The organism is Yoonia sp. (genome assembly GCF_046498525.1).
Classification (GTDB): domain Bacteria; phylum Pseudomonadota; class Alphaproteobacteria; order Rhodobacterales; family Rhodobacteraceae; genus Yoonia.
This window is the reverse complement of sequence record NZ_JAWOAN010000254.1, coordinates 1-20,426: the sequence shown is the minus strand read 5'-3', so window position 1 is coordinate 20,426 and position 20,426 is coordinate 1. Positions and strand designations below refer to the sequence as shown.

Here is a 20,426-nt window from a genome sequence, read left to right as displayed (position 1 = left end):
GCAGAATCATTCGGATGAATTGCCATGACCGCTTCCCTAACTCTCACTTCCTTGTCGCGCAGCTTTGGCGAAACAAAGGCGGTGGATAACGTAAGCCTCACAATCAATCCCGGCCAGTTCGTTGGTGTGATCGGGCGCTCGGGTGCCGGAAAATCCACGATGCTGCGTTTGATCAATCGTCTGATCGACCCCACTTCGGGTTCTGTTTCATTTGACGGGACCGAGATCACCGCACTCAAGGGCAAAGCGCTGCGGGACTGGCGGCGATCTTGCGCGATGATTTTTCAGCAGTTCAATCTTGTTGACCGGCTTGATGTGCTGACTAACGTATTGATCGGGCGATTGGCCGAGCACGGTTTTCTTAGTTCGATGGCGATGCAATTCAGCGATGCCGAACGCACCATGGCCATCGAAGCGCTGGACCGGCTCGACCTTGTGCCGCAGGCGCTGCAGCGGGCCGGAACACTGTCAGGAGGCCAACAGCAGCGCGTCGCGATTGCCAAGGCCCTTGTCCAGCAGCCAAAGATCATGCTCGCCGACGAACCCATCGCGTCGCTTGACCCGGCCAACGCTACACTTGTTATGGATGGTTTGAAGCGGATCAATAACGACGACGGGATCACCGTGTTGGTCAACCTGCATACGCTCGATACCGCCCGCGCCTATTGCGACCGCATCATTGCCATGCGGTTCGGGCGCGTAATGTTTGATGGCACAGCCTTGCAGTTAACCGATGACGTGGTCCGCGACATCTACGGGCTCGATGGCTTTGCAGAGTTCAACGAAGCCGTCACCTCGACCACCGCACGTGCGACGGGGCGCGTGAATGAGACGGTTTGAAATCACCGACAACGCAACCAAAGGGGATACCACCATGCGTTTTATCACTGCCACCGCTCTTGCGACCCTAATCGCGGCTCCGGCGCTCGCCGAAGGCTGGCAACAGGACTACCAGACTGTGAACATCGGTTTCCTGTCCGGTGAAAACGAACAGGATCGCTTGACCCGTACAGCACCTTTGAAAGAGCATCTTGAAAGCACGCTTGGCGTCAATGTCGAGATTTTCCTCGCCGGCAGCTATGACGGCGTGATTCAGGCTATGGCCGCCGACCAGATCGAATTCGCCTTTCACGGCTCCTCGTCCTACGCGGCTGCGTATACGGCGACAGATGGAAACATCATCCCTTTGCTGACAACGCAGAACAAGGACGGCTCCACAGGCTATTACTCGATCATCACGACGCACTGTGACAGCGGGCTGACGTCATTGGCCGATCTGGAAGGCAAGGTTCTGGCCTTTGCTGACCCCGATTCAACCAGCGGTTACGCTGTCCCCTATTTTAATCTTGTCGAACGTGAAGGCCTTGATCCTACGACATATTTTGCGGCTGTTCCGTTTTCGGGCAGTCATGAGGCTGGTGTACAGGGTGTCGTCAACGGCACGTTTGACGCCGCAGCCACATGGCAGGATACCGAATTGTCCGGCGTTTATCAGCGCATGGAACTCAAGGGGATGATCGAACCCGGTCAGGTCTGCGCCATCTGGGAATCCCCCGAGATCACCTCTGGCCCGCTGACCGCGCGCGCCAACCTGCCTGAGGTGATGATCGCAGAGGTAACTGCGGCCGTCGAGGCATTCCCCAACGCCGATCCTGAGGGTTGGAATTTCTACACCTCCTATGATCCCGAGGACGACAACCCGACAGTCGGCTATGTACGCGTCGACCATGACCGCTACCAGTGGATCATCGACATGCGCACGTGGTTGCGCGAGCAGCGTCGCGGCTAGACCGCCGTCGTCGATCAAGGGGCACGCGCAAAGTGTGCCCCATCCACTATTTTCGGGGATCAGACCATGACCGCAGTGACCGACCCGACCGATTTGCCAGACAATGCGATCTCGCGCTTCGAATCGGACTTTGCAGCAAAAAGGCGCAGCGCGCGGCTGAACTGGCTTATGGGGAGCACCATCTTTCTGGTGCTGTTCATGATTACGGCATGGCTGGGGGATTTCTTCAAGGTCACGCAGGTCACCTTGCCTGACGGTTCGCGCGACTGGCGCTGGATCATCCCTGCGGGCATCCCGCGACTTGGCGATTATGTTGTCAACATGATACCCTCGCTGCGTTGGGAAACGCTGGGCAGCGACCTCGCCGAATGGTTCTGGCGGTGGCGTGTCTGGCTTGTCTTGCTTATCGAAACCATTTTGATCGCATTCATGGCAACTGCTCTTGGGGTGGTCGGTGGCTTTCTTCTGTCCTTTCCCGCCGCCCGCAACCTGTCACCGAACAAGTGGGTGCTATGGACCAGTCGCCGCTATCTCGAAATCGCGCGCACCGTGCCCGAATTGGTCTGGGCGCTGATCTTTGTCTTTTGTTTTTCCGTGGGTCCGATGGCAGGGGTCCTTGCGATCGGGCTGCATGCGACCGGAGCCTTGGGCAAACTCTACTCCGAGGTGAACGAAAACATCGATATGCGGCCACTTGACGGGGTCAAGGCTGCAGGTGGCACGTGGTTCGACCAGATCCGCTATGGTGCGGTCCCGCAAATTCTGCCCAATATCATCAGCTACACGCTCTTGCGCTTCGAAATCAACGTGCGTGCTTCGTCCATCATCGGCTACGTCGGTGCCGGCGGTCTGGGGCAGGAATTCCGGACAGCGATGAGTTTGCAGGAATACACGGACCTCTCGGCCCTGTTCGTCATTATTTTCGTCACTGTGATGGTCATCGATTATGGTTCGGAAAAGCTGCGCCATCGGGTCATTGGAATGGAGGCACAACCATGAACCCGACACAGAAAGACATTGATGCCGCGCGGGCGCGGGTCCCGCTTGCGTTCCGTGCCCCGCTTGCCGTGCGGCTCCGGCGCTATGCCCTATGGACACTGTTCATAGGTCTTTTCGTCTGGTGCCTTTATGATTTTGACATATCGCCGCAGCGAATCTGGATTGGTCTGGGCCGTCTTGGCACTGTCTTGGGTTTCATGTTCCCGCCCCATGTCTGGACCAATTGGGAAGAGTTCGTTCCGATCCTCGAAGGTCTGGGGGAAACCCTTGCGATCGCTTTCCTTGGCACGGTGCTGGGGGCAGTTGTGGCCTTTCCTTTGTCTTTTTTGGGGGCCAAGAATATCAATCGGTTAAATTTTTTGCGTCTCGGCGTGCGACGCGGTTACGATATCATCCGTGCATTTGAAACATTGATACTCGCCCTTATCTTCATTCGTGCTTTCGGGCTGGGCCCACTGGCGGGAATCCTTGCGATTGCGGTCAGTGAAATCGGCACTTTCGCCAAACTGTTTTCCGAAGCCATCGAAAACACATCTGAAAAGCCGGTCGAAGGTGTGAAGGCTTCGGGCGGGTCAAGGCTGCAGCAGATAAGATTTGGCATCATGTCACAGGTCAACCCGGTGATCCTGTCGATCCTGTTGTATAATTTCGAATCGAATGTCCGGTCCGGCACCATCCTTGGCATTGTCGGCGCAGGCGGAATCGGGTTCCTGCTGTCAGATCGCATTTCAGCCTACCGATGGGATGAGGCATGGTCGATCATCTTTCTGATCATCGCCATGGTCTATGTCATCGACTGGCTTTCAGCGATGATCCGTCAACGCCTGATCGGCAAGACAGAGCAATCACGATGATTGTCGCAGGTGCGAAGAATCAGCTAGGCCAAGCGCCCAATATCCACCCCGAAGCTAGCGTCGTCGAATGTGGGTTGGGTGCATGGACCGAGGTTGGCAAAGGCACGACAATGCGCGCGACAACGATGGGCGATTGGTCATACATCACGCAGCATTGTCATGTGGTGTGGACCACCATCGGCAAAATGTGTTCCATCGCGAATGCGACGCGGATCAATCCGGGAAATCACCCCACATGGCGCGCCGTGCAACACCACTCCGTTTACAGGGCAGAGGCTTATGGGCTGGGTGAAGACGATGAAGATTTCTTCGCGTGGCGTAAGTCTGATTGGGTGACCATCGGACATGATGTCTGGATTGGCCATGCCGTGACGGTGACGGCTGGCGTGACGATCGGAACGGGAGCTGTCATCGGCGCAGGTGCCGTTGTGACGCGGGATGTCGCCCCCTACACGGTCGTGGGCGGTGTGCCGGCCCGTCTGATCAAGCGTCGGTTTACACCGGCGCAAGCTGACGCACTGATGGAGATTGCTGTCTGGGACTGGTCCCGTGATGCTTACCGCGCCGCACTCCCTGATATCCGGGCGCTCGAGATTGATGCTTTCATTGAAAAATATTGCGGCTGATCCGCCAGCAGATCGTCGACCCCGTAAGGTCATTGATGGCAGTTTCCTTGTTCTGCTGGTGTTCACACTTGCCGGTGGTGCGGCAGTCGTATGGATTGCGGGTGTGGCGCGCGCTTTGGGAATCGTGGCGGAAACCCTTGGCTTTCTGGCTCTACTGTCACCAAAGATCGCGGCGGGCATTTTTATCGCCGCGACGCTGCCTATGCTGCTGCCACGTGACAGGGTAGGTCGTCTGATTGGCCGCGAAAGCGGCCTACGCGGTCTTGTGGTGGCGGCAGCCTGCGGCGCCGCGATACCCGGCGGACCTATGATGACCTTTCCCCTTGCGGCGGGTCTGACCCTTGCGGGGGCCGATTTCGGGGCAATGGTCGCTTTCGTCTCGGGCTGGAGTTTGTTGGGTCTGAACCGGACATTGATCTGGGAGTTCTCGTTTTTGCCGACCGAACTGGTCTGGACCCGCTATTTGCTGTGCCTGCCAGTGCCGGTCCTGCTGGGGCTCGTGGCGCGGGCCATTACCCTCAGGCGGCTGGCGTGAACATCCTGATCGGAACCATCCTGATCGGCGCAGCAGCGCTTTTGTTGTGGTGGCGGCTGCCCAATCAGGAATGGCGGCGCGCATCCTATCGCGCATCGGTCGATACTTTTCTGTTCACCGCGCCGCGCGTGCTGGTTGCCCTGCTGGGCGCGGGTTTCTTTGCAGAATTGCTGCCCGAGGACAAGGTGCGCGCCCTGCTGGGTGAAGACGCAGGGATCGCCGCCATCCTGCTGGCGATTGCGCTGGGGCCGCTCACGCCGGGCGGCGCCTTTGTCAGTTTTGCCATCGGTGCCGCAGCGATCAAGGCCGGGGCGTCTCCCGTGGCCACGATTGCCTATATCACGTCGTGGTCGCTTTTTTCCATGACCAAGATATTCGCCTATGAATTGTCCTTCATGGGGCGGCAGGCCACGTTGACCCGTATCATGATCAGCCTGCCTGTACCCTTTGTTATCGCGGCACTTGCCCAAGCGCTGTGACGGCAGCGATTTCCGATCCTGTGGCTTCGTTAGGCAGCGGGGCTGGTCCTACTCGGCCAGTCCCAGCGCTGCCAGCCAGGCAAACCCCGTGGGGATCTCCGCCTTGTCGCGCAGTTCCAGCACCAGATGCGGGGCGTTGCCGCAATCGGCCAGCGCACGAAAAACAGCGGTCCATTCTACCTCGCCTTGTCCGGGGGTCCAATGACGATCCGCGTGACCATCCACATCCTGAAGATGGACATGGGCAAGCTGGTTGCCGGCATCGCGCACAAAATCCTCAACCGGCGGGGCGCCTGACATCCGGCGCGCAAGCTGCGCATGGCCTGTGTCGATGGACAGCGCGACAGCGTCCGAACCAAAGCTGTCGACCATCTCGCGACGGGTTTCGGGGCGCACGTCCTGAATGTTCTCGATCACCAGTGTGATCCCCATGGCCTCCGCCTCGCGCACGACCGGTGCCAGAATGTCGTAAATGCGTCCGAGCTTGGACGTGGCATAATCCGGCCAGTTCAAGATATTATTCTGGTACCAAAGCGTATAGGGCGAGTGCAGCACCATCTGCCGCGCGCCGATGCGGTCGGCAGCTTGCAGCGCTGTCAGGAACCGCGCCGTGATGAGTGGGCGCAGTTCGGCATCCTTGTTGTCCAGGTCAAGCCCTTCGTAAGGGCCGTGAATACCGATCCGGCCAGAGTGCCCCGCGAGTGCGGATCTTGCCGCGATGATCAGGTCATCAAGGTCTGCGCCAAGCGCCGTATGGGACATGAAATCCTGTATCTCTATGTCGCGACTTGCATCGAACAACCAGTCGCGGTGGGTATCAATCTCAGCTATTTTCAGGCATGCGCCTATCTTGAGCGGTGTCATCATGATCTCTCCTTGGGTCAGGTATGTAGGTATAGGTTGCGATGGCGGCGCACAGGCAAACGGTCATGGCAGCAAAGGACCACCATCCACCAAAGGTTTGTGTTGCCCATGCGAAGGCGAAGGGGGCGGAGGCGTTGACGCTCATCTGGACAAATGAAATCCAGCCCAGCCGCGCGCCGTATCCTTTGGCACCGAAAAGCGCGAGGGGCAGTGTGCCGCGCGCGATGGTCTTGATACCGTCGCCCATACCGTAAAGCGCGGCGGCGAGCATCACACCCGGCAGGGTAAAGCCGACGCTCAGCAGCACGCCAAAGCCCGACAGCATCAATCCAAGGCTCAGCGCATAGGTGAAAAGCGGATACATGTTCCGACTGACCAGCATCTCGAGGAACCGGCCCACCGTCTTGAACGGCCCGATAACCGCGCCTGCGAGTGCCGCCATTGCGGCAGAGTGGCCCAGATCCTGCACATTGGTCACCCACAGCGTCATGACCGCGCCCATGAGGTAGCCGGAGAACACGAAAGAAACCACCATCCAAAGCATGCCGCGCCGCCGCGCGGGACCCGTGAGTTGTGGCCAGTTCGGGGCGCTGGTGCGCGGCATGCTGTCCGGTTTGACCTCGGCCCCGCGCAGGCAGAAAAAATGAACCGGAGTACATGTGATCAAGAGCGCGATCCCAAGCACCATCCACGTCATTTGCCACCCGAGGGCGGTGTAGAGTGCCAGTGTCAAAGGCCAGAAAATCGTCGATGCCACGCCACCGAACAGGGTGATAATCGAGATCGACCTTTGTGGCGGCACACTGAGGTCAAGGCGTGCTATCGATGCGAACGCCACGTTATAAAGCACGAACATGCCAGCGCCTTCGGCCAGCAGAATTGCCACGAACAATCCCGTACGGCTTTCGACGACGCTTAAAGACATGACGGCACAGGCCGCCAGAATTGTCCCGACCGTCATCACCCAACGACCACCGATGCGGTCAACCAGCTTTCCGGCCAATGGGGCAAAAAGGCCACCAAAGAATAGTCCAAGGGAAAATATCCCGAAGATGTAAGACAGGCTCAGGCCGAGATCCGCAGCCATGGCTGGCAACAGGATCGCATAGGCGTACATAAGCGTTCCGTAGCCCATGATCTGGGTAAACCCCAGACCGATTGCAGGCAGATAGTCACGGTTAATCATCCAGCGGGCAGACCACGATAAGCGGCCCGCCCCGCAACCCACGTTCCACGGATCGAAGGCGTGTGACCTTCCGGCCAATCCATCAGCACCAGATCGGCGCGCTTGCCCAAGGCGATCTCGCCGCGGTCAGCGAGGTTCATCGCTTGCGCCGGGCCGTGCGATACCAAGGACCACAGGTGGCTGCGGTCGGCGCGCCTGTCCAGGTCAAGCCGTGCGACAGCGGCAAGCATGGCAGGATAGAAATAGTCTGATGCCAGCGCATCGCACAGCCCGGCCTCGACCATGTCACCCGCAGAAAGAGAGCCGATATGGCTGCCACCACGGGCGGCGTTCGGCGCACCGAAGATTATAGCATCGCCGTTTGCCCGTGCCGCTTCTGCAGCCTCCATCACCATGGGAAATTCCGCGACAGAGGCACCGTGACCCCGAAACCAGCTGCGGGTCTCGGCCTTTGTGTCATCATGGCTCAGCATCGGCGCCCCTGCGGCGCGCGCCAAGGTGGCAACTTTTTCAATCATCTCTGGGACAGCGCTGCGCCGGTCCCAGACCTTGTCCAGAAGTGAGATATATGCCTCATCGCTCACGCCTGCGCGATGAGCTTTGGAAGCGGTGCGCTTTTTCATGCGCGCGTCATCCAGTGCGGCGATGCTGAAATCCGGGCTGAACTCGAACGCGCGATCCTGCATGGACACGTCATAGGCCCGCATCGTCATTGAGGTGTGGTCGTTGAACGCGAGCGATGGCAAGAGCGGACCGGCAAGCGCCCATTCAATCGTCTCCAATGCATCAAAAGCAAAGGTCTCCCAGCGCAACTGTACCCGGTTTTCGACCAACAACCGAGGGGCAAGGTCGCGCATGGCCTGCATCAAGTCACGCCCGCGGGCGATGTCGCGCAATCCCGGTTCCCAGCTGAGCGTGATCGCATGATAGGCGGTGGCGATGCCGTTGCAGGCAAGCTGGCGATCCGTGTCGATGACGGCGGCCTCTGTCGGGAAATAGACCCCCGGGCGGGGCATCAACTGCCGCTCGAAGGCGTCGCCATGCACGTCGATCATCGCGGGTGCAAGGATCAACCCGCGCGCGTCGATCACCGTACCCTGCGATGGGCCACCAATCTCTGCGATGAGCCCGTTGGCGATGGTCACGCTCGTTTCAGCGATTTCACCGGGCAGAACAACGCTCGCCCCTTCAAATGTCATCGTCATCAAATTCGTTCCATGATCATGTGCCAGCCAGTTAAAGTGCGTGTCGCCAGACTTCGACTTGTCGGTCTGTCCAGTACTGGTTTACTGTGCCTGTCTTCAGCGCGCTTCTACGTTTATTCTTGCGCGGGACCAGCCGCTGGCCTGTTCTCGTAGCATCTGAACTAGTCCAGGTAACTGAGAAAAGTCTGAGAATGCCGCTTGATGCTGTATTTCGTTGATTGAAGCACGCCGATACCCTTCGGTAAACAATATGAACGGAACGTCCGCATGTTGCGCTGTTTCACTGTCGACCTCGCTATCGCCAACATAAATCGCGGCGCTTGCGTATGCTTGGTCAATTGCTGCGTGCAGTGGTGCCGGGTCAGGCTTGCGGACGGTCAAGCTGTCCCCTCCGATTACAACAGCGAAATAAGTGTCCATATTCAGGTCGTGAAGTATTTGCTTGGCAATCGCCTCGGGTTTGTTTGTACACACAGCGAGTCTGAACCCGGTTGCAAGAAAATAATCCAATGTCGCACGCACATTGTCGAATGGCTTACTGAGAACGGCAGGCGCAGCCGTGTAATGGCGCATAAAGCACTCTTCCAGAACAGCGTGACGCGCACGATCCTCGTGGTCCAAGTCAATTTCTTGCATTATTTTGGTGATCAGCGCAGGTACACCGTTGCCGATGAAACTACGGATTTTGGCAATGCCAAGCGCCGAGTGCCCTGTTTCTGCAAGCATGTCAGACGCTGCTTTATGGATATCGGGCACGCTATCAATGAGCGTACCGTCAAGATCAAATATGATTGCTGTCATCAGAGGGCCTTTCGAGGCATTTTAGCACGGCTGCCGATAAGCGCGCGATTTGGAGTTTTGCACTTCGCAATTCAGGATACGAGCGCACCGGGCGCAAAGGCCTAGATGAAACTTGGCCAACCTTGGTGATCGAATACAAGAGTTGGCGCATTAGAGGCCTGCGAATGTTCTAGCGTTGACCCGGTATTGAGGCAGCGTCATTCAGTCACCCTCGCGCCGTTGTCCAGATAGACACGTCCGTCAACATTGTGCCGGAGCAACTCTTGCATGAATGGGCCGCGACCATCGCGAAATACCTCTGGAACAACGTGGTTCGTGGCAGGTTCAAACAATGGCAAAGGATGGCCCGCCGCAATCATGTCCGCACCAAGCAGGTCACAGACCGTTGGCGCGATATCGACAAGTCCAACAGGCATCGTGTCTAGACCCCGTCGCCCGTCCGGTGTGTTCACGATCAGCGTCGTGTTCATTTCATAGCGGTTCAGCCCGCCATGCATCCCACCCCCCAATTCCACACCGGCCATCAATCCGCCTGTACCCGGCAGCCCCCACTGGTCAGCTTGCTCTGACGATCGCATCAGAAAGAATAACTCTGGGGAGCGGTCGTGCCCATGCTGAACCAGAGACATCGGCAAGGTGCCGGGAAGGGCGTCAGACATGTCATCGCGTGCAAAGATCATGCCAATGTCGTCCCGTGACATCAGCCAGTCGCAGGCATCAGCGATGAGGTCTTGGTCACCATCAAGGCTGCGCAGCTCGCCCATATTGCCTTGGGTCAGGGCCAATCTGTGTTCTTTCCCTGGGCGATGATGGGCCGGCAGACCATCGGCCTGCATTTCTGTGCAGATATCGCTGCGCTTGGTCATGGTGATTTGGCCATGATCAGACATTGCAATGACCGCCGTGCGCCCACCCCTTTTTTGGACTGCGTCGAGCACATTGGCAAAAACTTTGTCCGCAGCGGCCATTACACGTGTCGCCTCGTCCGATCCAAGGCCAAATTTGTGCCATGTGGTGTCTGGTTCAGGTAACCACATCAGCGCAACATCCGGTCCATTCTCGGCGAGGGCCATGTCGATGAACACGCGTTCCGCATAGTTCAGCGCCGCAAATTTCGGAACCTCTGAGTCAGGAAGTGCCCCATGCAAGGCCACTGCGCGCTGCACGGCGTCGGGCGTTTGCGTGCTGGCTTCACCATGTATCGAAAAGGTCCAGTGACCATTTGCAGCCACATCATGATTGACCAGATACGCCGCGCCTGCGGTCCCGCAATGCACGGCACCCATCCGCTTGCCCGCCGCCGCCAGCGCGTGACCAAGGCTTGCCATCGTCACGACCTGTCCCTGCGATGATTTCAGCCCGGTAAGATGATCGAAGTTTGAAGTGTCCACGGGCATGCCCTGCATGACATCCGGTAAATGAAAGCTATTGTTGACGATGCCGTGCTGCGCTGGCCAGTCGCCTGTGGCAAAAGACGTTGTGGCCACCCGTGTCATCGACGGAAAGACCGATCTCGCTTCACGAAACCACAGACTTTGCGAGGCGAAGGACTCAAGATGGGGCATACGGCCTGCGATCATGTCCGGGCGCAGAGCGTCGAACACGACGATTACAACGCGGTCGGCTTGTGTCATGATAGGGCCTCATTGACTGCATTGGCAAAGCTTTGAGCCGCTGCCAGCGTCTGCTGTTCGGCATGGACGAGAAAATTGGACTTGAGTTCGATCACCACTCGCGTGCCTTCGCGGAGCTGTAGACTCGCCGCAAGCGCTGCGAAATCAACTCGGCCAAACCCTTGAGGGGCGTGCATGTCCCCGACACCAAAGAACTGTTGCTCGTTGCGCGACCCAGTCGGAAATGTCGCGGGAAGGCCGGTTGAATCAGAAAAGTGGATATGTCCGACCCAAGGGCCAAGCGCCTTGCAGGCCTCGAGCATGTCGAAGCCCCAAAGCCCGGCACCCTGCTGTGCGTGGCTGATATCAAGACAGGCCATGACGGCCGGATGGTTCAACCGCGCGAGTTGATCCGCGAGGGCGCGAGGGTCCAGCGAATAGGAGGTTTCCTGACCCGCAATCACACGCGGATTTGGCGAGATGTTCTCATAGGCGATCTGGACACCAAGCTCTGCCGCCCGATCGGCAACAGGTCCAAGCTGTTCGAGTTCGAACTGCAAAAGCTGGTCTTGCCGATTGACCCAATTCTGGGGGGACACCCGACCCGGATGAAGCACCACGACACCGGCTCCGATCTCTGCCGCAAGTTCCATCGACACGGTTGCTGCCCGCGCCATGATGTCGACATGGGTCTCATCCATCAGGTTGATAGCAATGGGAGCGTGCAACGAATAGTTCAGGTCACGCGTGCTGACGATCTTACGCAAATCTGCCACCCGATCAGGAATCAAACGACAGTCAACGACTGCATCCAGTCCGACAGCGGTGATTTCTGCGCCGGTGCAGCCAATCTCGACCATGTGGTCAAGGCGGGTCGCAATGCGACCAAGGTCACCATCGGCGATTCCGGTGTTGAAGCCTGTTGAAACGATATGGGTCATATGGATTGCTCCCAAGGGTTGACTAGTGGCGCGCCGTCAAGATGCGCGGCGATGTTGTGGGCGGATTGCAAGACGCCCTCTGCATAGGCGTTGTAGCGCCCGTCCAATTCGATCATGCCAAAGGTGCCTTGACGAAATTGCATCCTGGGCAAAATCTCGGTCCATGGGATCGCACCCCAAAATATGGGGGCATGCATGTCACCTTGTCCCATGACGGCTGCGTCACCGCTGTCGTCGATACCGGTTCGACCGCTGGGGCGGCCGAAATTATCGTGCAGGTGAAGATGCCACACCTGCGGACTGAGCGTTGCGCACGCATCGATGAAGTCAAAGCCAAGCATCGCTGCCGAGAGGAAGGCATGCCCAAAATCAAGACAGGCACCCACACGCGGGTGATCGACGGCATCAAGCTGCGTTGCCAATGCACGTGGATCGGCACCATAGATGATACGCTCTGCGTTTAACGGGCTGGCGATCAGGTTTTCCACGGCAATGTTGACACCTGCCTGCTCGGCCAGATCACCCAAGCGGCGCATTTGGTCGCGTTCCTCGCCGAGCAGCGCATCACGATGGACCACCCATTCCTGCGCCGGCACGTGACCCGAATGCAGGACCATCGATGAACAACCGGTAATCCTGCAGAACTCGATCGAGGCTTCCGCTGCGGCCACATGCATATCGCGCCGGGGACGGTCCATCAGGTTGATCCCGTGCGGCGCGTGCAGCACCGGTGCCATGCCGTGCTGGTCGATCATATTGGCAACGCGCCGCACTGCGGGCATGCTGAGTTGCCCGCCGACGATGATGTCCAGCCGACGCGCGCTTATCTCGACATGGGAACAGCCGATTTCGGCCCAGTAGGCCATCAGCCTGTCAGCGCCCTCGAGGTCTCCTGGTGCAATAGACGTCAGATTGAGGCCGCAGCCTGTAACAATGGACATGTTAGTCCTCCAGTGAAGGGTCAAGTTTAGAACGCAACCAGTCGCCAAGGATCGACATGGACAGCGTGATAAGGAAAATTATTACGCCGGGGACCACGGCCAGCCACCACGCACTGATCAGGTAGTCGCGGCCTTCGCCCAGCATCTGGCCCAGCGATGTCATGGGGGGACGTATGCCCAGCCCCAAAAAGCTGAGCGAAGTTTCGAACAGTATTGTAGACGGGAAATTCACGGTAAGCTGCACAAGCAACGGACCAGAAATATTGGGAAGGATATGGCGCAAATAGATCCACCGTGGTCGTGCGCCTAGCCCGCGCACCGCCAGCGCATATCCCTGTTCTCGTGCCGAGAGAACAAGGCCACGCGTGATACGTGCGTAAGTTTCCCAACCATAAAGGGCCATGATGGCAATGAACATCACCATCGAATTGCCCAGGAACGCCAGCACTGCGAGCGCGACAATGAACCAAGGCATTGCGGCTTGAAAATCAACCAATCCCATGATTGCCTCGTCCCAAAACCGTCCTTTGTGCGCAGCTAAAAATCCTAGCGCAATGCCTAGAATGGCCCCCAGACATGTCCCCAGAAGCGCAAGGAGCATCGAGGTCTGCGTTCCGACAAGCAGTCGCGAGAAAAGGTCACGCCCCAAGGTGTCGGTGCCCGCCGGATGCATCAACGTGCTGCCTTGTAGCGGCACAGGTGGGGAAATGCGGTTCATCAGGTCGATGTGGTCAAATGCGTAGGGTTGGATAACTTGCGCAAACAGCATCACAAACAGCATCAGAACCATGAAGGATGCGGCAAGAGTGACCGTCAGGGGTGTTTCAGAAAACCAGCGAAACAAGGCATGGCGTCGGCGCCGAACAAGCGTTGTATCAGTCATTGTGAACCTGCCTTTGCGCCCACGCGCACGCGTGGATCAAGCCAGCCATAGGCAAGATCAGTCAGCATGTTGGCCACAACCATGGTTATGGCCAAAAGGATCATGATGCATTGCACCACGGCCAGATCGCGCGATGCCACGGCACTGGTCAACAGCCTGCCCAAGCCGGGCCAAGCAAATACTGTCTCGGTGATGATCGCACCGCCGAGCAGTTCACCAACCTTGAAACCAAGGATCGTGATCACGGGAATGGCGGCATTGGGCAGCGCATGCAGGTTCACGCGGCGCGCCATACCGGCCCCTTTGGACTGTGCAGTCCGCATGTAGGACTTGTTCAGCACATCGATCATCGACGACCGGGTGTACCGTGCGAATTGCGCGGCAAAGCTGATGCCAAGCGTAGCAGCGGGCATGATAAGGTGCCACCACGTCCCCGACCCGGAGGAGGGCAGGACACGCAGGTTCAGCGAAAAGATCAAGATAAGCAGGATACCAAGAAAGAAGTTAGGCATGGAGAAGCCAAACACTGACGCAGCCATCACGGCGCGGTCAATCCAGCTGTCGCGGTATAGCGCTGCGACGATGCCGAGCGGAATGCCGATCACCAACGAGATCACCAGCGACGTTCCCGTCAGAAGGGCCGTTTTAGGAACGCGGTCCCAAACCAGTTGGAAGGCGTCCTGATTGTTGCGGAAGGAAATCCCGAAATCACCCTGCAGCAAAGCGCCAAGGTAGTTCAAATACTGAACAAATATCGGTTTGTCTAAGCCCCAAAGCTGCCGGTAGAATGTGCGTGTCGCCTCGTCGATGTCATCGGGCAGTAGCATGTTGGTCGGATCACCAGACAGGCGCAAGACGAAGAAGACAAACGTGACAACGAGCCATAGCGTAATTACTGCGCGCAGTGATTTCGTCAGAAACCAGAACATCAGACAGTCTCCTTGATCAGATGGCAAGCTACGCGGCGGTCACCAAAATCACGCAAGGCTGGAGATTCTATCTTACATTGCGCGGTGGCCAATGGGCAGCGCGGATGAAAGCTACAGCCTGATGGTGGATCGGCCGGGTTGGGTGGGTCACCGATCTCAATCCGGGTCGCGCGCCGCAGCGATGGGTCCGGCTTTGGGACGGCATCAATCAGGATGCGCGTATATGGATGTAAAGGGTTAGCAAATAGCGCATCGCGCGGCGCTTCTTCGACGATACGGCCCAGATACATGACGGCCACACGGGTCGATATCTGACGCACCACGCCCAGATCGTGACTGACGAACAGGTAAGTAAGACCGCGATCCCGCTGTAAATCCATCAGCAGGTTGACGATCTGCGCTTGTATTGACACGTCAAGCGCTGAAACTGGTTCGTCCAGCACAAGAAGCTCGGGATCGAGAACCAAGGCGCGGGCAATCACCACGCGTTGCAACTGCCCGCCGGACAGCTCGTGCGGATAGCGATCCGCCAAAGCGCCAGAAAGACCAACTGACACAAGAATGCGGTCTACGGCGTCAAGTGGAAGATTGTGAATGTGCAGCGGTTCTTCGATCTGGTTCCTTACTCGCAGCCGCGGATCAAGCGCCCCCCCAGCGTCTTGATAGACCAGTTGCATCTTCCGCCGCAGCGCACGCCATTGCCTGTCCGGCACGTTTAGCGTCGGCTGTCCGTCGAGGTTGACGCTGCCTCCATCGGCATTGAGCAGGCCCAGCAGAACCCGCACGAGCGTGGATTTCCCGCAGCCGGACTCTCCGACAATGCCAAGCGTTGTGCCTTTTTCAAGTTTTAGCGACACACCATCAAGTGCCCGGAACTTGTGTGGCTTGCGAAACAGTCCCCGACTGCTTTGTTCGTAATATCTCACCAGATCTATGGCTTCAATATAGCTCAACATATTCTCCTTGGCGCTTTGATGCAGCGCGATTTGCCATCGTGAGAGGTTTGAAAGAGAGGCGGCACTCTAGGCTTTGGCGCGGGACAAGAGGGCAATCATGCCATGATCTTCTCGTCCTCGTAGCGATTCACCTTTTGACTTTCAGGCAATGGGAAAGGGTGGTGACAGGCCACGTTGCCGTTAAGTTCGGGATCTGACATGCGACAAGCCTCTGAGGCGCGGCTGCACCTTGCCGCGAAGGCACATCCTGGCGGGAGCGCGTCAATCGTAGGCACGGCGCCCTCGATCGTCGCTATGCGCCCCCCAGCGGGTGCAAGATGTGGCAAGGCTTTAAGCAGCCCGTTCGCATAGGGGTGTCGCGGCGCGGCAAACAAATCAGACACCTTGGCGGTCTCGACCACGCGGCCTGCATACATGACGGCTACCTGGTCCGCGCTTTGCGCCACCAGTCCAAGATCATGCGTGACGAAAAGCACCGCCATGCCAAGGCTGTCGCGAAGATCGGCGATCAGATCAATGATCTGCGCCTGAACGGTCACGTCAAGCGCGGTGGTTGCCTCGTCGGCGACAAGCAGTCTGGGATTGCCGGCGACGGCCAGTGCGATCATCGCGCGCTGGTTCATGCCACCGGAAAACTGGTGTGGAAATTCCTTTGCGCGGCGCTCCGGATTGGGCAGGCCGACACGGCCCAGCAGGCGCACCGCTTCGCGGTCCGCCTCGGCGCGCGTTGCCCCTTGACGCAGGCGCACGGCTTCGGCCACCTGCCATCCGATGCTGCGCACAGGGTTCAGACCGCCAGTTGCGTCCTGAAAGACGCTGGCAACATGACGGCGGCGCAGTTTCGCCGCCTCTGCTGCGGGGAGTGCTGCAAGGTCCGCTCCGTCCAGAACCACGCGACCGGCGCTGACGCATCCGCGTCTGGGCAGAAGGCCAGCAATAGCAAGGCAGGTCATGGATTTGCCGCAACCAGATTCGCCGACAAGTGCCAGCGTTTGACCCGTTTCAACCGCAAAAGACACACCGCGCACCGGGTGCACAGGGCCGCCTTTTTTCCGGTCGATGCTTACTTCCAATGATGTGACACGTAAAACCATGGGACCCCTCGAAAATAGGTTGGGCGGCCCCCGAACGAGGGCCGCCCTCATAAGCCTTATTCGGCGAATTGCAGGTTGTAGGGGCGCAGATCCATATAATAGAGGCCATATGGCTGCCAAGTTACACCATCGCGCACGGCGTAGGTTTCCAGCGGGTTGTACAGCATCGTACCCGGCGTTTCGTCCATCCAGATGTCCAACGCATCGCGATAGGCCTCTTGGCGCTTTTCCCAATCAGTTTCAGTGATGATGACATTTTGCGCATCATTGAAGGCCTCAGGGGCATCCCACGACCGGGCGTCGTCTTGTTGATTGTTCTGCACGTCGGAAAACGCACCCCATTGTGGTACAAAGCTGCCCAAGGGATCAGGGATGCGGTGGGTGTTCGACCAAGGGCGAATGTTCACCTGAGCATCCGCATCGGTGACTTGATCCCAATTTTCGACCGGCTCAAGCTTGACGTTGAGGCCAACGGACTGCCACATTTGTTGCATCGCCTGGGCGGCTTCGGTCGATAGCAGGTAATAGTTGAGCGGGAATTTATAGACGATTTCTTCGCCGTCATATCCTGCTTCGGCCAAGAGCTCCCTGGCCTTTTCGGGGCTATATTCAAAATCGGGGTAATCTTCGATATACATCTCATACGACGGCAATTGGTGACCGTTCGGGGTGTAATTCTTGTCCGCCCAAAGCGCGCGGCGCAACAAATCACGGTCGATCGACATTGCCAAAGCCTGGCGCACGCGCTGGTCCTCCAACGGTCCGTTCGGGTAGAAAACCAACATGTGCGTATTGTCTAAAACGATCTGTTCAACCTTCAAGTCGTCATACCGCTCGATTGTCGGAATTTGATCCGGCGGGATATTGACAGAAATATCATATTCGCCTGACACCAACCCCGCGATCCGCGCCGACACTTCGGGAACCTGCACGAAGGTCACGGTTTTGGCAGTGGGTTTGCCGCCGAAATAATCGTCGTGGCTTGACAAGCGGATGTATTCGCCTTCGACCCATTCGTCCATCTTGTAGGGACCAGTGCCGACCGGATTGCGGGCAAAGACGTCTTTGCCCTGGCGTAGATAGGTCTTATTTTCGACAATCCAAAACGCATAGCCCGCAAGGCGCTGCTCCAACAGGACGTCGGGCTCTTTTGAAACGATGCGGACTGTGTATTTGTCGACAGGAACGACGTGGCTTATGCTGTCCATGAACCTTTTTGCCGCACCGATCAACGGGTCATAGCCGCGCCCGCGCCCGGCAACAAAGCTGAACGCCACATCGTCTGAGGTCAGTTCGGACCCATCATGAAACTTTGCGCCTTCGCGCAGCTTCAATTCCAGCGTGCGGTCGTCGATACGGGTCCAGCTTTCGGCAAGACCTGGCACCAATTTCGACGCGGTGCCCGACCCATCGGCCAGAAAATCACGGCGGATCAGGCTGTCAAACATCGAATAGGTGATACGTACGGCAACGTTGCCCATTTCCTCGATCCCTTCGAGGCTTCCAGGCAGATTGTTGACGGCGATGACCAGGTCCGGTCGGCTGTCGTCCTGAGCTACAGCAGGTACTGCGGTCAGCGTGACCGAAGCAACAGCAACAACTGTGAATATGCGTCTTAGCATTGTAGAAATACTCCTGTGGTTTTGAGTTTGGCAGAGGACGCTTTCTTCTCGCTGAGAAGGGATATTTGATATTGAGTCCTGAGGCCGAGGACACTGTAGGCGGCACAGCATGTGGTGGTTGAAACGGTCATTAATAATCATCCGGATGTTTTGTCCGATGTCCAAGTATGCCCGCTGGATGACATGCACATGACAAACCAATTTACCTTTTGTAAAAAACGCAGCAGAGACTTCTATGTGTTCAGGCAGGTTAATGATCAAAAGCAAATTCTAGCTGCCGCAGCCAACGGGCCGGAAGCGCCAGTTGCAAAGCTGCGGTAGCTTCACTGAACAGGCAATGCCGCTTTTTGGGCGTTTCCAGCTGTCAAGGTTGGCGCGGCGTCTGGCAGCCTACGCAAGATGCAGTTACGGCGTCGGGGATCATCGACCTCCTTCGGGCGTTATTGCGTTAAGGACTGCGCATCCGGTTTTGCGAAAATCTTGAAGAATGGTCCGCTAAGCTTGATCTGCGTTTAGTCGCAGTGCTTACAGGGGCACATGGACAGGATCAGAATTGATCCGCAGTGGTGACAATCCTTCCACCTTCCAGCGTCAGGATACGGTCCACGCGATCAAGGATGCGGTTATCATGTGTAGCCAGGAGTGTCGTTGTGCCCCGTGCAGCGTTAAGGCGCTTGAGCAGGTCGACCATATCCGCTGCGCTGTCCTTGTCCCGCTCTGCCGACCTTAACCCTCCGAAAATGCTGCATGATGCACGAATGGCCTGTGTGGATAGCTGCTGCAAAGCAAGACATATTTGAAGTTAATTTTGCACTGGTCAGAGGCAGACGTGTGTCCGGCCTGTTTGTGCGGCACACGTGGCCGCTGGCCCTGATGGTTTCCGCAAACCAAGTCCCAAACCGGTCTGCGGACAAATGATGTCCCTGACATTCGACGGGGTTTCTCGGCTGACGGGCTGACTGTGCTCCATCATTTCAATGGTCTTGCTGTCTCTTGTGTTCTGTTCTCCTCAGTTTAGACCGTATGCGGTCTGTAGTATTCGTTCTTGGTCAAGACGGCCCAGATGATCCGCGCTGTCTTGTTCGCCATTGCCACGGTGGCAAGGCGGACTGGTTTGCGTTCAAGCAGAGCTCGCGCCCACGGATCCACGCGTTCCGGATGTGTCTTCATCTGCCTCAGCCGAGAGGTCATCCCAGTGACCAGCAGGCGTCTGATATATCGATCCCCCATCTTTGTGATACGTCCGAGTTTCTCCTTGCCACCACTTGATCGGTTGAGCGGCGTCAGCCCTAGCCAGGCGGCAAATTCGCGACCGTTCCTGAACTGACTGGCATCACCCGCTGTTGCTACAATTGCTGACGCGGTCACAGGCCCGACGCCCGGGACCGACCGAAGTAACGTCACGCGGGGGTCCTGCTTGGCTTGAAGCCGTATACGCATTTCATACCAACGCACGCGGAGGTGCAAAGCAACAAGTTGGTTGCTCAGATTGCCGAGCACATCAATGGCAACTTCTGGAATGCCTGGCTTGTCGCCATCCAGCACACTCTTTGCAAACTTGATCGCACTGCCGATCCCCTGCGCAATCACGATACCGAACTCGCCCAGCAAGCCACGCAGCATATTACTTAGTTGGGTTCTCTGCCGGACAATCAGATCGCGGGCGCGGTGGAGGAAAAGAACGCCCTGTTGCTCTTCTGACTTAACCGCGACAAATCGCATTGTTGGACGCGTCACCGCCTCGCAGATCGCGGCGCCATCAACCGCATCGGATCTGCCTCGTTTCACTTAGGGCTTTACATACATCGCGGGGATCAGACGCACATCATGGCCCAACTTACTCAACTGCCGGGCCCAACAGTGGCTGGAGCCGCAAGCCTCCATGCCAACCAGACAGGGTGGGAGTGTCTCAAAGAACGCGAGCAGCTGCGACCGCCGCAGGCTTGATTAAAAGCGACTTCGCCATTCTCACTCACGCCGTGGACCTGAAAGAGATTCTTGGCCAAATCAAGACCGACAGTTGTAACCTGCATTGGGTAGCTCTCTCATAAGCAGTCGATAACAACTGCAGTATGGCGCATTGCGACGACGGGTCGAGCAGGAGCTATC

Annotated in this window: 21 protein-coding genes and 1 pseudogene; 8 read left to right on the top strand and 14 right to left on the bottom strand. The window is 57.5% G+C overall.

Annotation, left to right across the window (positions count from 1 at the left end; translation table 11 throughout):
• Positions 1-24: 24 nt before the first annotated feature.
• The 7 genes from phnC (at position 25) to R6T97_RS15210 (ending at position 5,282) form a co-directional block, all read left to right on the top strand.
• The gene (gene phnC / locus R6T97_RS15240; protein ID WP_410350137.1) at positions 25-840 is read left to right on the top strand and encodes a phosphonate ABC transporter ATP-binding protein; all 816 of its coding nucleotides are present in this window, start codon (positions 25-27) and stop codon (positions 838-840) included.
• Positions 827-1,789: a phosphate/phosphite/phosphonate ABC transporter substrate-binding protein gene (gene phnD / locus R6T97_RS15235; RefSeq protein WP_410350136.1), complete on the top strand. Its 963-nt coding sequence runs from the start codon at positions 827-829 to the stop codon at positions 1,787-1,789. The genes phnC and phnD overlap by 14 nt, the downstream gene beginning before the upstream one ends.
• A gap of 66 nt (positions 1,790-1,855) precedes the next feature.
• Entirely contained in the window at positions 1,856-2,788 is a 933-nt protein-coding gene (gene phnE / locus R6T97_RS15230) for a phosphonate ABC transporter, permease protein PhnE (RefSeq protein WP_410350135.1), read from the top strand.
• Positions 2,785-3,642 (top strand): phosphonate ABC transporter, permease protein PhnE, encoded by an 858-nt coding sequence (gene phnE / locus R6T97_RS15225; protein WP_410350134.1) that lies wholly within the window; start codon positions 2,785-2,787, stop codon positions 3,640-3,642. Before phnE (R6T97_RS15230) ends, phnE (R6T97_RS15225) begins: the two co-directional genes overlap by 4 nt.
• Positions 3,639-4,268: a DapH/DapD/GlmU-related protein gene (locus R6T97_RS15220; RefSeq protein WP_410350133.1), complete on the top strand. Its 630-nt coding sequence runs from the start codon at positions 3,639-3,641 to the stop codon at positions 4,266-4,268. The genes phnE (R6T97_RS15225) and R6T97_RS15220 overlap by 4 nt, the downstream gene beginning before the upstream one ends.
• A complete protein-coding gene (locus tag R6T97_RS15215) occupies positions 4,249-4,803 on the top strand; it encodes a hypothetical protein (protein ID WP_410350132.1) in 555 nt (184 codons plus the stop codon). The genes R6T97_RS15220 and R6T97_RS15215 overlap by 20 nt, the downstream gene beginning before the upstream one ends.
• Entirely contained in the window at positions 4,800-5,282 is a 483-nt protein-coding gene (locus R6T97_RS15210; protein ID WP_410350131.1) for a hypothetical protein, read from the top strand. The genes R6T97_RS15215 and R6T97_RS15210 overlap by 4 nt, the downstream gene beginning before the upstream one ends.
• Positions 5,283-5,330: 48 nt before the next feature.
• On the opposite strand, the gene R6T97_RS15205 is transcribed toward R6T97_RS15210, so the two are convergent.
• The 12 genes from R6T97_RS15205 to R6T97_RS15150 all read right to left on the bottom strand — a co-directional run bounded on the left by R6T97_RS15205 (position 5,331) and on the right by R6T97_RS15150 (position 18,317).
• Positions 5,331-6,149 (bottom strand): sugar phosphate isomerase/epimerase family protein, encoded by an 819-nt coding sequence (locus tag R6T97_RS15205; protein ID WP_410350130.1) that lies wholly within the window; start codon positions 6,147-6,149, stop codon positions 5,331-5,333.
• Positions 6,106-7,332 carry an MFS transporter gene (locus R6T97_RS15200; protein ID WP_410350129.1) on the bottom strand — a complete coding sequence of 409 codons (1,227 nt, stop codon included), beginning with the start codon at positions 7,330-7,332 and terminating at the stop codon, positions 6,106-6,108. Before R6T97_RS15200 ends, R6T97_RS15205 begins: the two co-directional genes overlap by 44 nt.
• Positions 7,329-8,537, bottom strand: coding sequence for an alpha-D-ribose 1-methylphosphonate 5-triphosphate diphosphatase (locus R6T97_RS15195; protein ID WP_410350128.1), 1,209 nt, complete (start codon positions 8,535-8,537; stop codon positions 7,329-7,331). The genes R6T97_RS15200 and R6T97_RS15195 overlap by 4 nt, the downstream gene beginning before the upstream one ends.
• A gap of 96 nt (positions 8,538-8,633) precedes the next feature.
• Complete coding sequence (gph, locus tag R6T97_RS15190; RefSeq protein WP_410350127.1) at positions 8,634-9,338, bottom strand: phosphoglycolate phosphatase; 705 nt, start codon at positions 9,336-9,338, stop codon at positions 8,634-8,636.
• A gap of 197 nt (positions 9,339-9,535) precedes the next feature.
• Positions 9,536-10,972 (bottom strand): alkaline phosphatase family protein, encoded by a 1,437-nt coding sequence (locus tag R6T97_RS15185; RefSeq protein WP_410350126.1) that lies wholly within the window; start codon positions 10,970-10,972, stop codon positions 9,536-9,538.
• Positions 10,969-11,892, bottom strand: a complete 924-nt coding sequence (locus R6T97_RS15180; protein WP_410350125.1) for a sugar phosphate isomerase/epimerase family protein — start codon at positions 11,890-11,892, stop codon at positions 10,969-10,971. Before R6T97_RS15180 ends, R6T97_RS15185 begins: the two co-directional genes overlap by 4 nt.
• Positions 11,889-12,833 carry a sugar phosphate isomerase/epimerase family protein gene (locus R6T97_RS15175; RefSeq protein WP_410350124.1) on the bottom strand — a complete coding sequence of 315 codons (945 nt, stop codon included), beginning with the start codon at positions 12,831-12,833 and terminating at the stop codon, positions 11,889-11,891. The genes R6T97_RS15180 and R6T97_RS15175 overlap by 4 nt, the downstream gene beginning before the upstream one ends.
• Before the next feature lies 1 nt (position 12,834).
• Complete coding sequence (locus R6T97_RS15170) at positions 12,835-13,716, bottom strand: ABC transporter permease (RefSeq protein ID WP_410350123.1); 882 nt, start codon at positions 13,714-13,716, stop codon at positions 12,835-12,837.
• A complete protein-coding gene (locus R6T97_RS15165) occupies positions 13,713-14,645 on the bottom strand; it encodes an ABC transporter permease (RefSeq protein ID WP_410350122.1) in 933 nt (310 codons plus the stop codon). Before R6T97_RS15165 ends, R6T97_RS15170 begins: the two co-directional genes overlap by 4 nt.
• On the bottom strand, positions 14,645-15,601 hold the full coding sequence (locus R6T97_RS15160) for an ABC transporter ATP-binding protein (RefSeq protein ID WP_410350121.1): 957 nt from the start codon (positions 15,599-15,601) through the stop codon (positions 14,645-14,647). Before R6T97_RS15160 ends, R6T97_RS15165 begins: the two co-directional genes overlap by 1 nt.
• A gap of 95 nt (positions 15,602-15,696) precedes the next feature.
• Entirely contained in the window at positions 15,697-16,695 is a 999-nt protein-coding gene (locus R6T97_RS15155) for an ABC transporter ATP-binding protein (RefSeq protein WP_410350120.1), read from the bottom strand.
• A 56-nt stretch (positions 16,696-16,751) separates the two neighbouring features.
• Positions 16,752-18,317, bottom strand: coding sequence for an ABC transporter substrate-binding protein (locus R6T97_RS15150; RefSeq protein ID WP_410350119.1), 1,566 nt, complete (start codon positions 18,315-18,317; stop codon positions 16,752-16,754).
• A gap of 111 nt (positions 18,318-18,428) precedes the next feature.
• Between R6T97_RS15150 and R6T97_RS15145 the strand changes: the two genes are divergently transcribed.
• Positions 18,429-18,638: a hypothetical protein gene (locus tag R6T97_RS15145; protein WP_410350118.1), complete on the top strand. Its 210-nt coding sequence runs from the start codon at positions 18,429-18,431 to the stop codon at positions 18,636-18,638.
• 226 nt (positions 18,639-18,864) lie between these two features.
• On the opposite strand, the gene R6T97_RS15140 is transcribed toward R6T97_RS15145, so the two are convergent.
• Together R6T97_RS15140 and R6T97_RS15135 are read right to left on the bottom strand one after the other, a co-directional pair.
• Positions 18,865-19,008: a hypothetical protein gene (locus tag R6T97_RS15140; RefSeq protein WP_410350117.1), complete on the bottom strand. Its 144-nt coding sequence runs from the start codon at positions 19,006-19,008 to the stop codon at positions 18,865-18,867.
• Between the two features lie 323 nt (positions 19,009-19,331).
• Positions 19,332-20,350: pseudogene (locus R6T97_RS15135) on the bottom strand (IS110 family transposase).
• Between the last annotated feature and the right edge of the window lie 76 nt (positions 20,351-20,426).

Excerpts from the sequence above, each read along its gene's own strand:
- R6T97_RS15180 (WP_410350125.1), bottom strand. The coding sequence starts at position 11,892 with ATGACCCATATCGTTTCAACAGGCTTCAACACCGGAATCGCCGATGGT.
- phnC (WP_410350137.1), top strand. The coding sequence starts at position 25 with ATGACCGCTTCCCTAACTCTCACTTCCTTGTCGCGCAGCTTTGGCGAA.
- R6T97_RS15140 (WP_410350117.1), bottom strand. The coding sequence starts at position 19,008 with ATGGTCGACCTGCTCAAGCGCCTTAACGCTGCACGGGGCACAACGACA.
- R6T97_RS15155 (WP_410350120.1), bottom strand. The coding sequence starts at position 16,695 with ATGGTTTTACGTGTCACATCATTGGAAGTAAGCATCGACCGGAAAAAA.
- R6T97_RS15160 (WP_410350121.1), bottom strand. The coding sequence starts at position 15,601 with ATGTTGAGCTATATTGAAGCCATAGATCTGGTGAGATATTACGAACAA.
- R6T97_RS15205 (WP_410350130.1), bottom strand. The coding sequence starts at position 6,149 with ATGATGACACCGCTCAAGATAGGCGCATGCCTGAAAATAGCTGAGATT.
- R6T97_RS15195 (WP_410350128.1), bottom strand. The coding sequence starts at position 8,537 with ATGACGATGACATTTGAAGGGGCGAGCGTTGTTCTGCCCGGTGAAATC.
- phnD (WP_410350136.1), top strand. The coding sequence starts at position 827 with ATGAGACGGTTTGAAATCACCGACAACGCAACCAAAGGGGATACCACC.
- R6T97_RS15170 (WP_410350123.1), bottom strand. The coding sequence starts at position 13,716 with ATGACTGATACAACGCTTGTTCGGCGCCGACGCCATGCCTTGTTTCGC.
- gph (WP_410350127.1), bottom strand. The coding sequence starts at position 9,338 with ATGACAGCAATCATATTTGATCTTGACGGTACGCTCATTGATAGCGTG.
- phnE (WP_410350135.1), top strand. The coding sequence starts at position 1,856 with ATGACCGCAGTGACCGACCCGACCGATTTGCCAGACAATGCGATCTCG.
- R6T97_RS15220 (WP_410350133.1), top strand. The coding sequence starts at position 3,639 with ATGATTGTCGCAGGTGCGAAGAATCAGCTAGGCCAAGCGCCCAATATC.
- R6T97_RS15175 (WP_410350124.1), bottom strand. The coding sequence starts at position 12,833 with ATGTCCATTGTTACAGGCTGCGGCCTCAATCTGACGTCTATTGCACCA.
- phnE (WP_410350134.1), top strand. The coding sequence starts at position 2,785 with ATGAACCCGACACAGAAAGACATTGATGCCGCGCGGGCGCGGGTCCCG.
- R6T97_RS15165 (WP_410350122.1), bottom strand. The coding sequence starts at position 14,645 with ATGTTCTGGTTTCTGACGAAATCACTGCGCGCAGTAATTACGCTATGG.
- R6T97_RS15185 (WP_410350126.1), bottom strand. The coding sequence starts at position 10,972 with ATGACACAAGCCGACCGCGTTGTAATCGTCGTGTTCGACGCTCTGCGC.
- R6T97_RS15150 (WP_410350119.1), bottom strand. The coding sequence starts at position 18,317 with ATGCTAAGACGCATATTCACAGTTGTTGCTGTTGCTTCGGTCACGCTG.
- R6T97_RS15200 (WP_410350129.1), bottom strand. The coding sequence starts at position 7,332 with ATGATTAACCGTGACTATCTGCCTGCAATCGGTCTGGGGTTTACCCAG.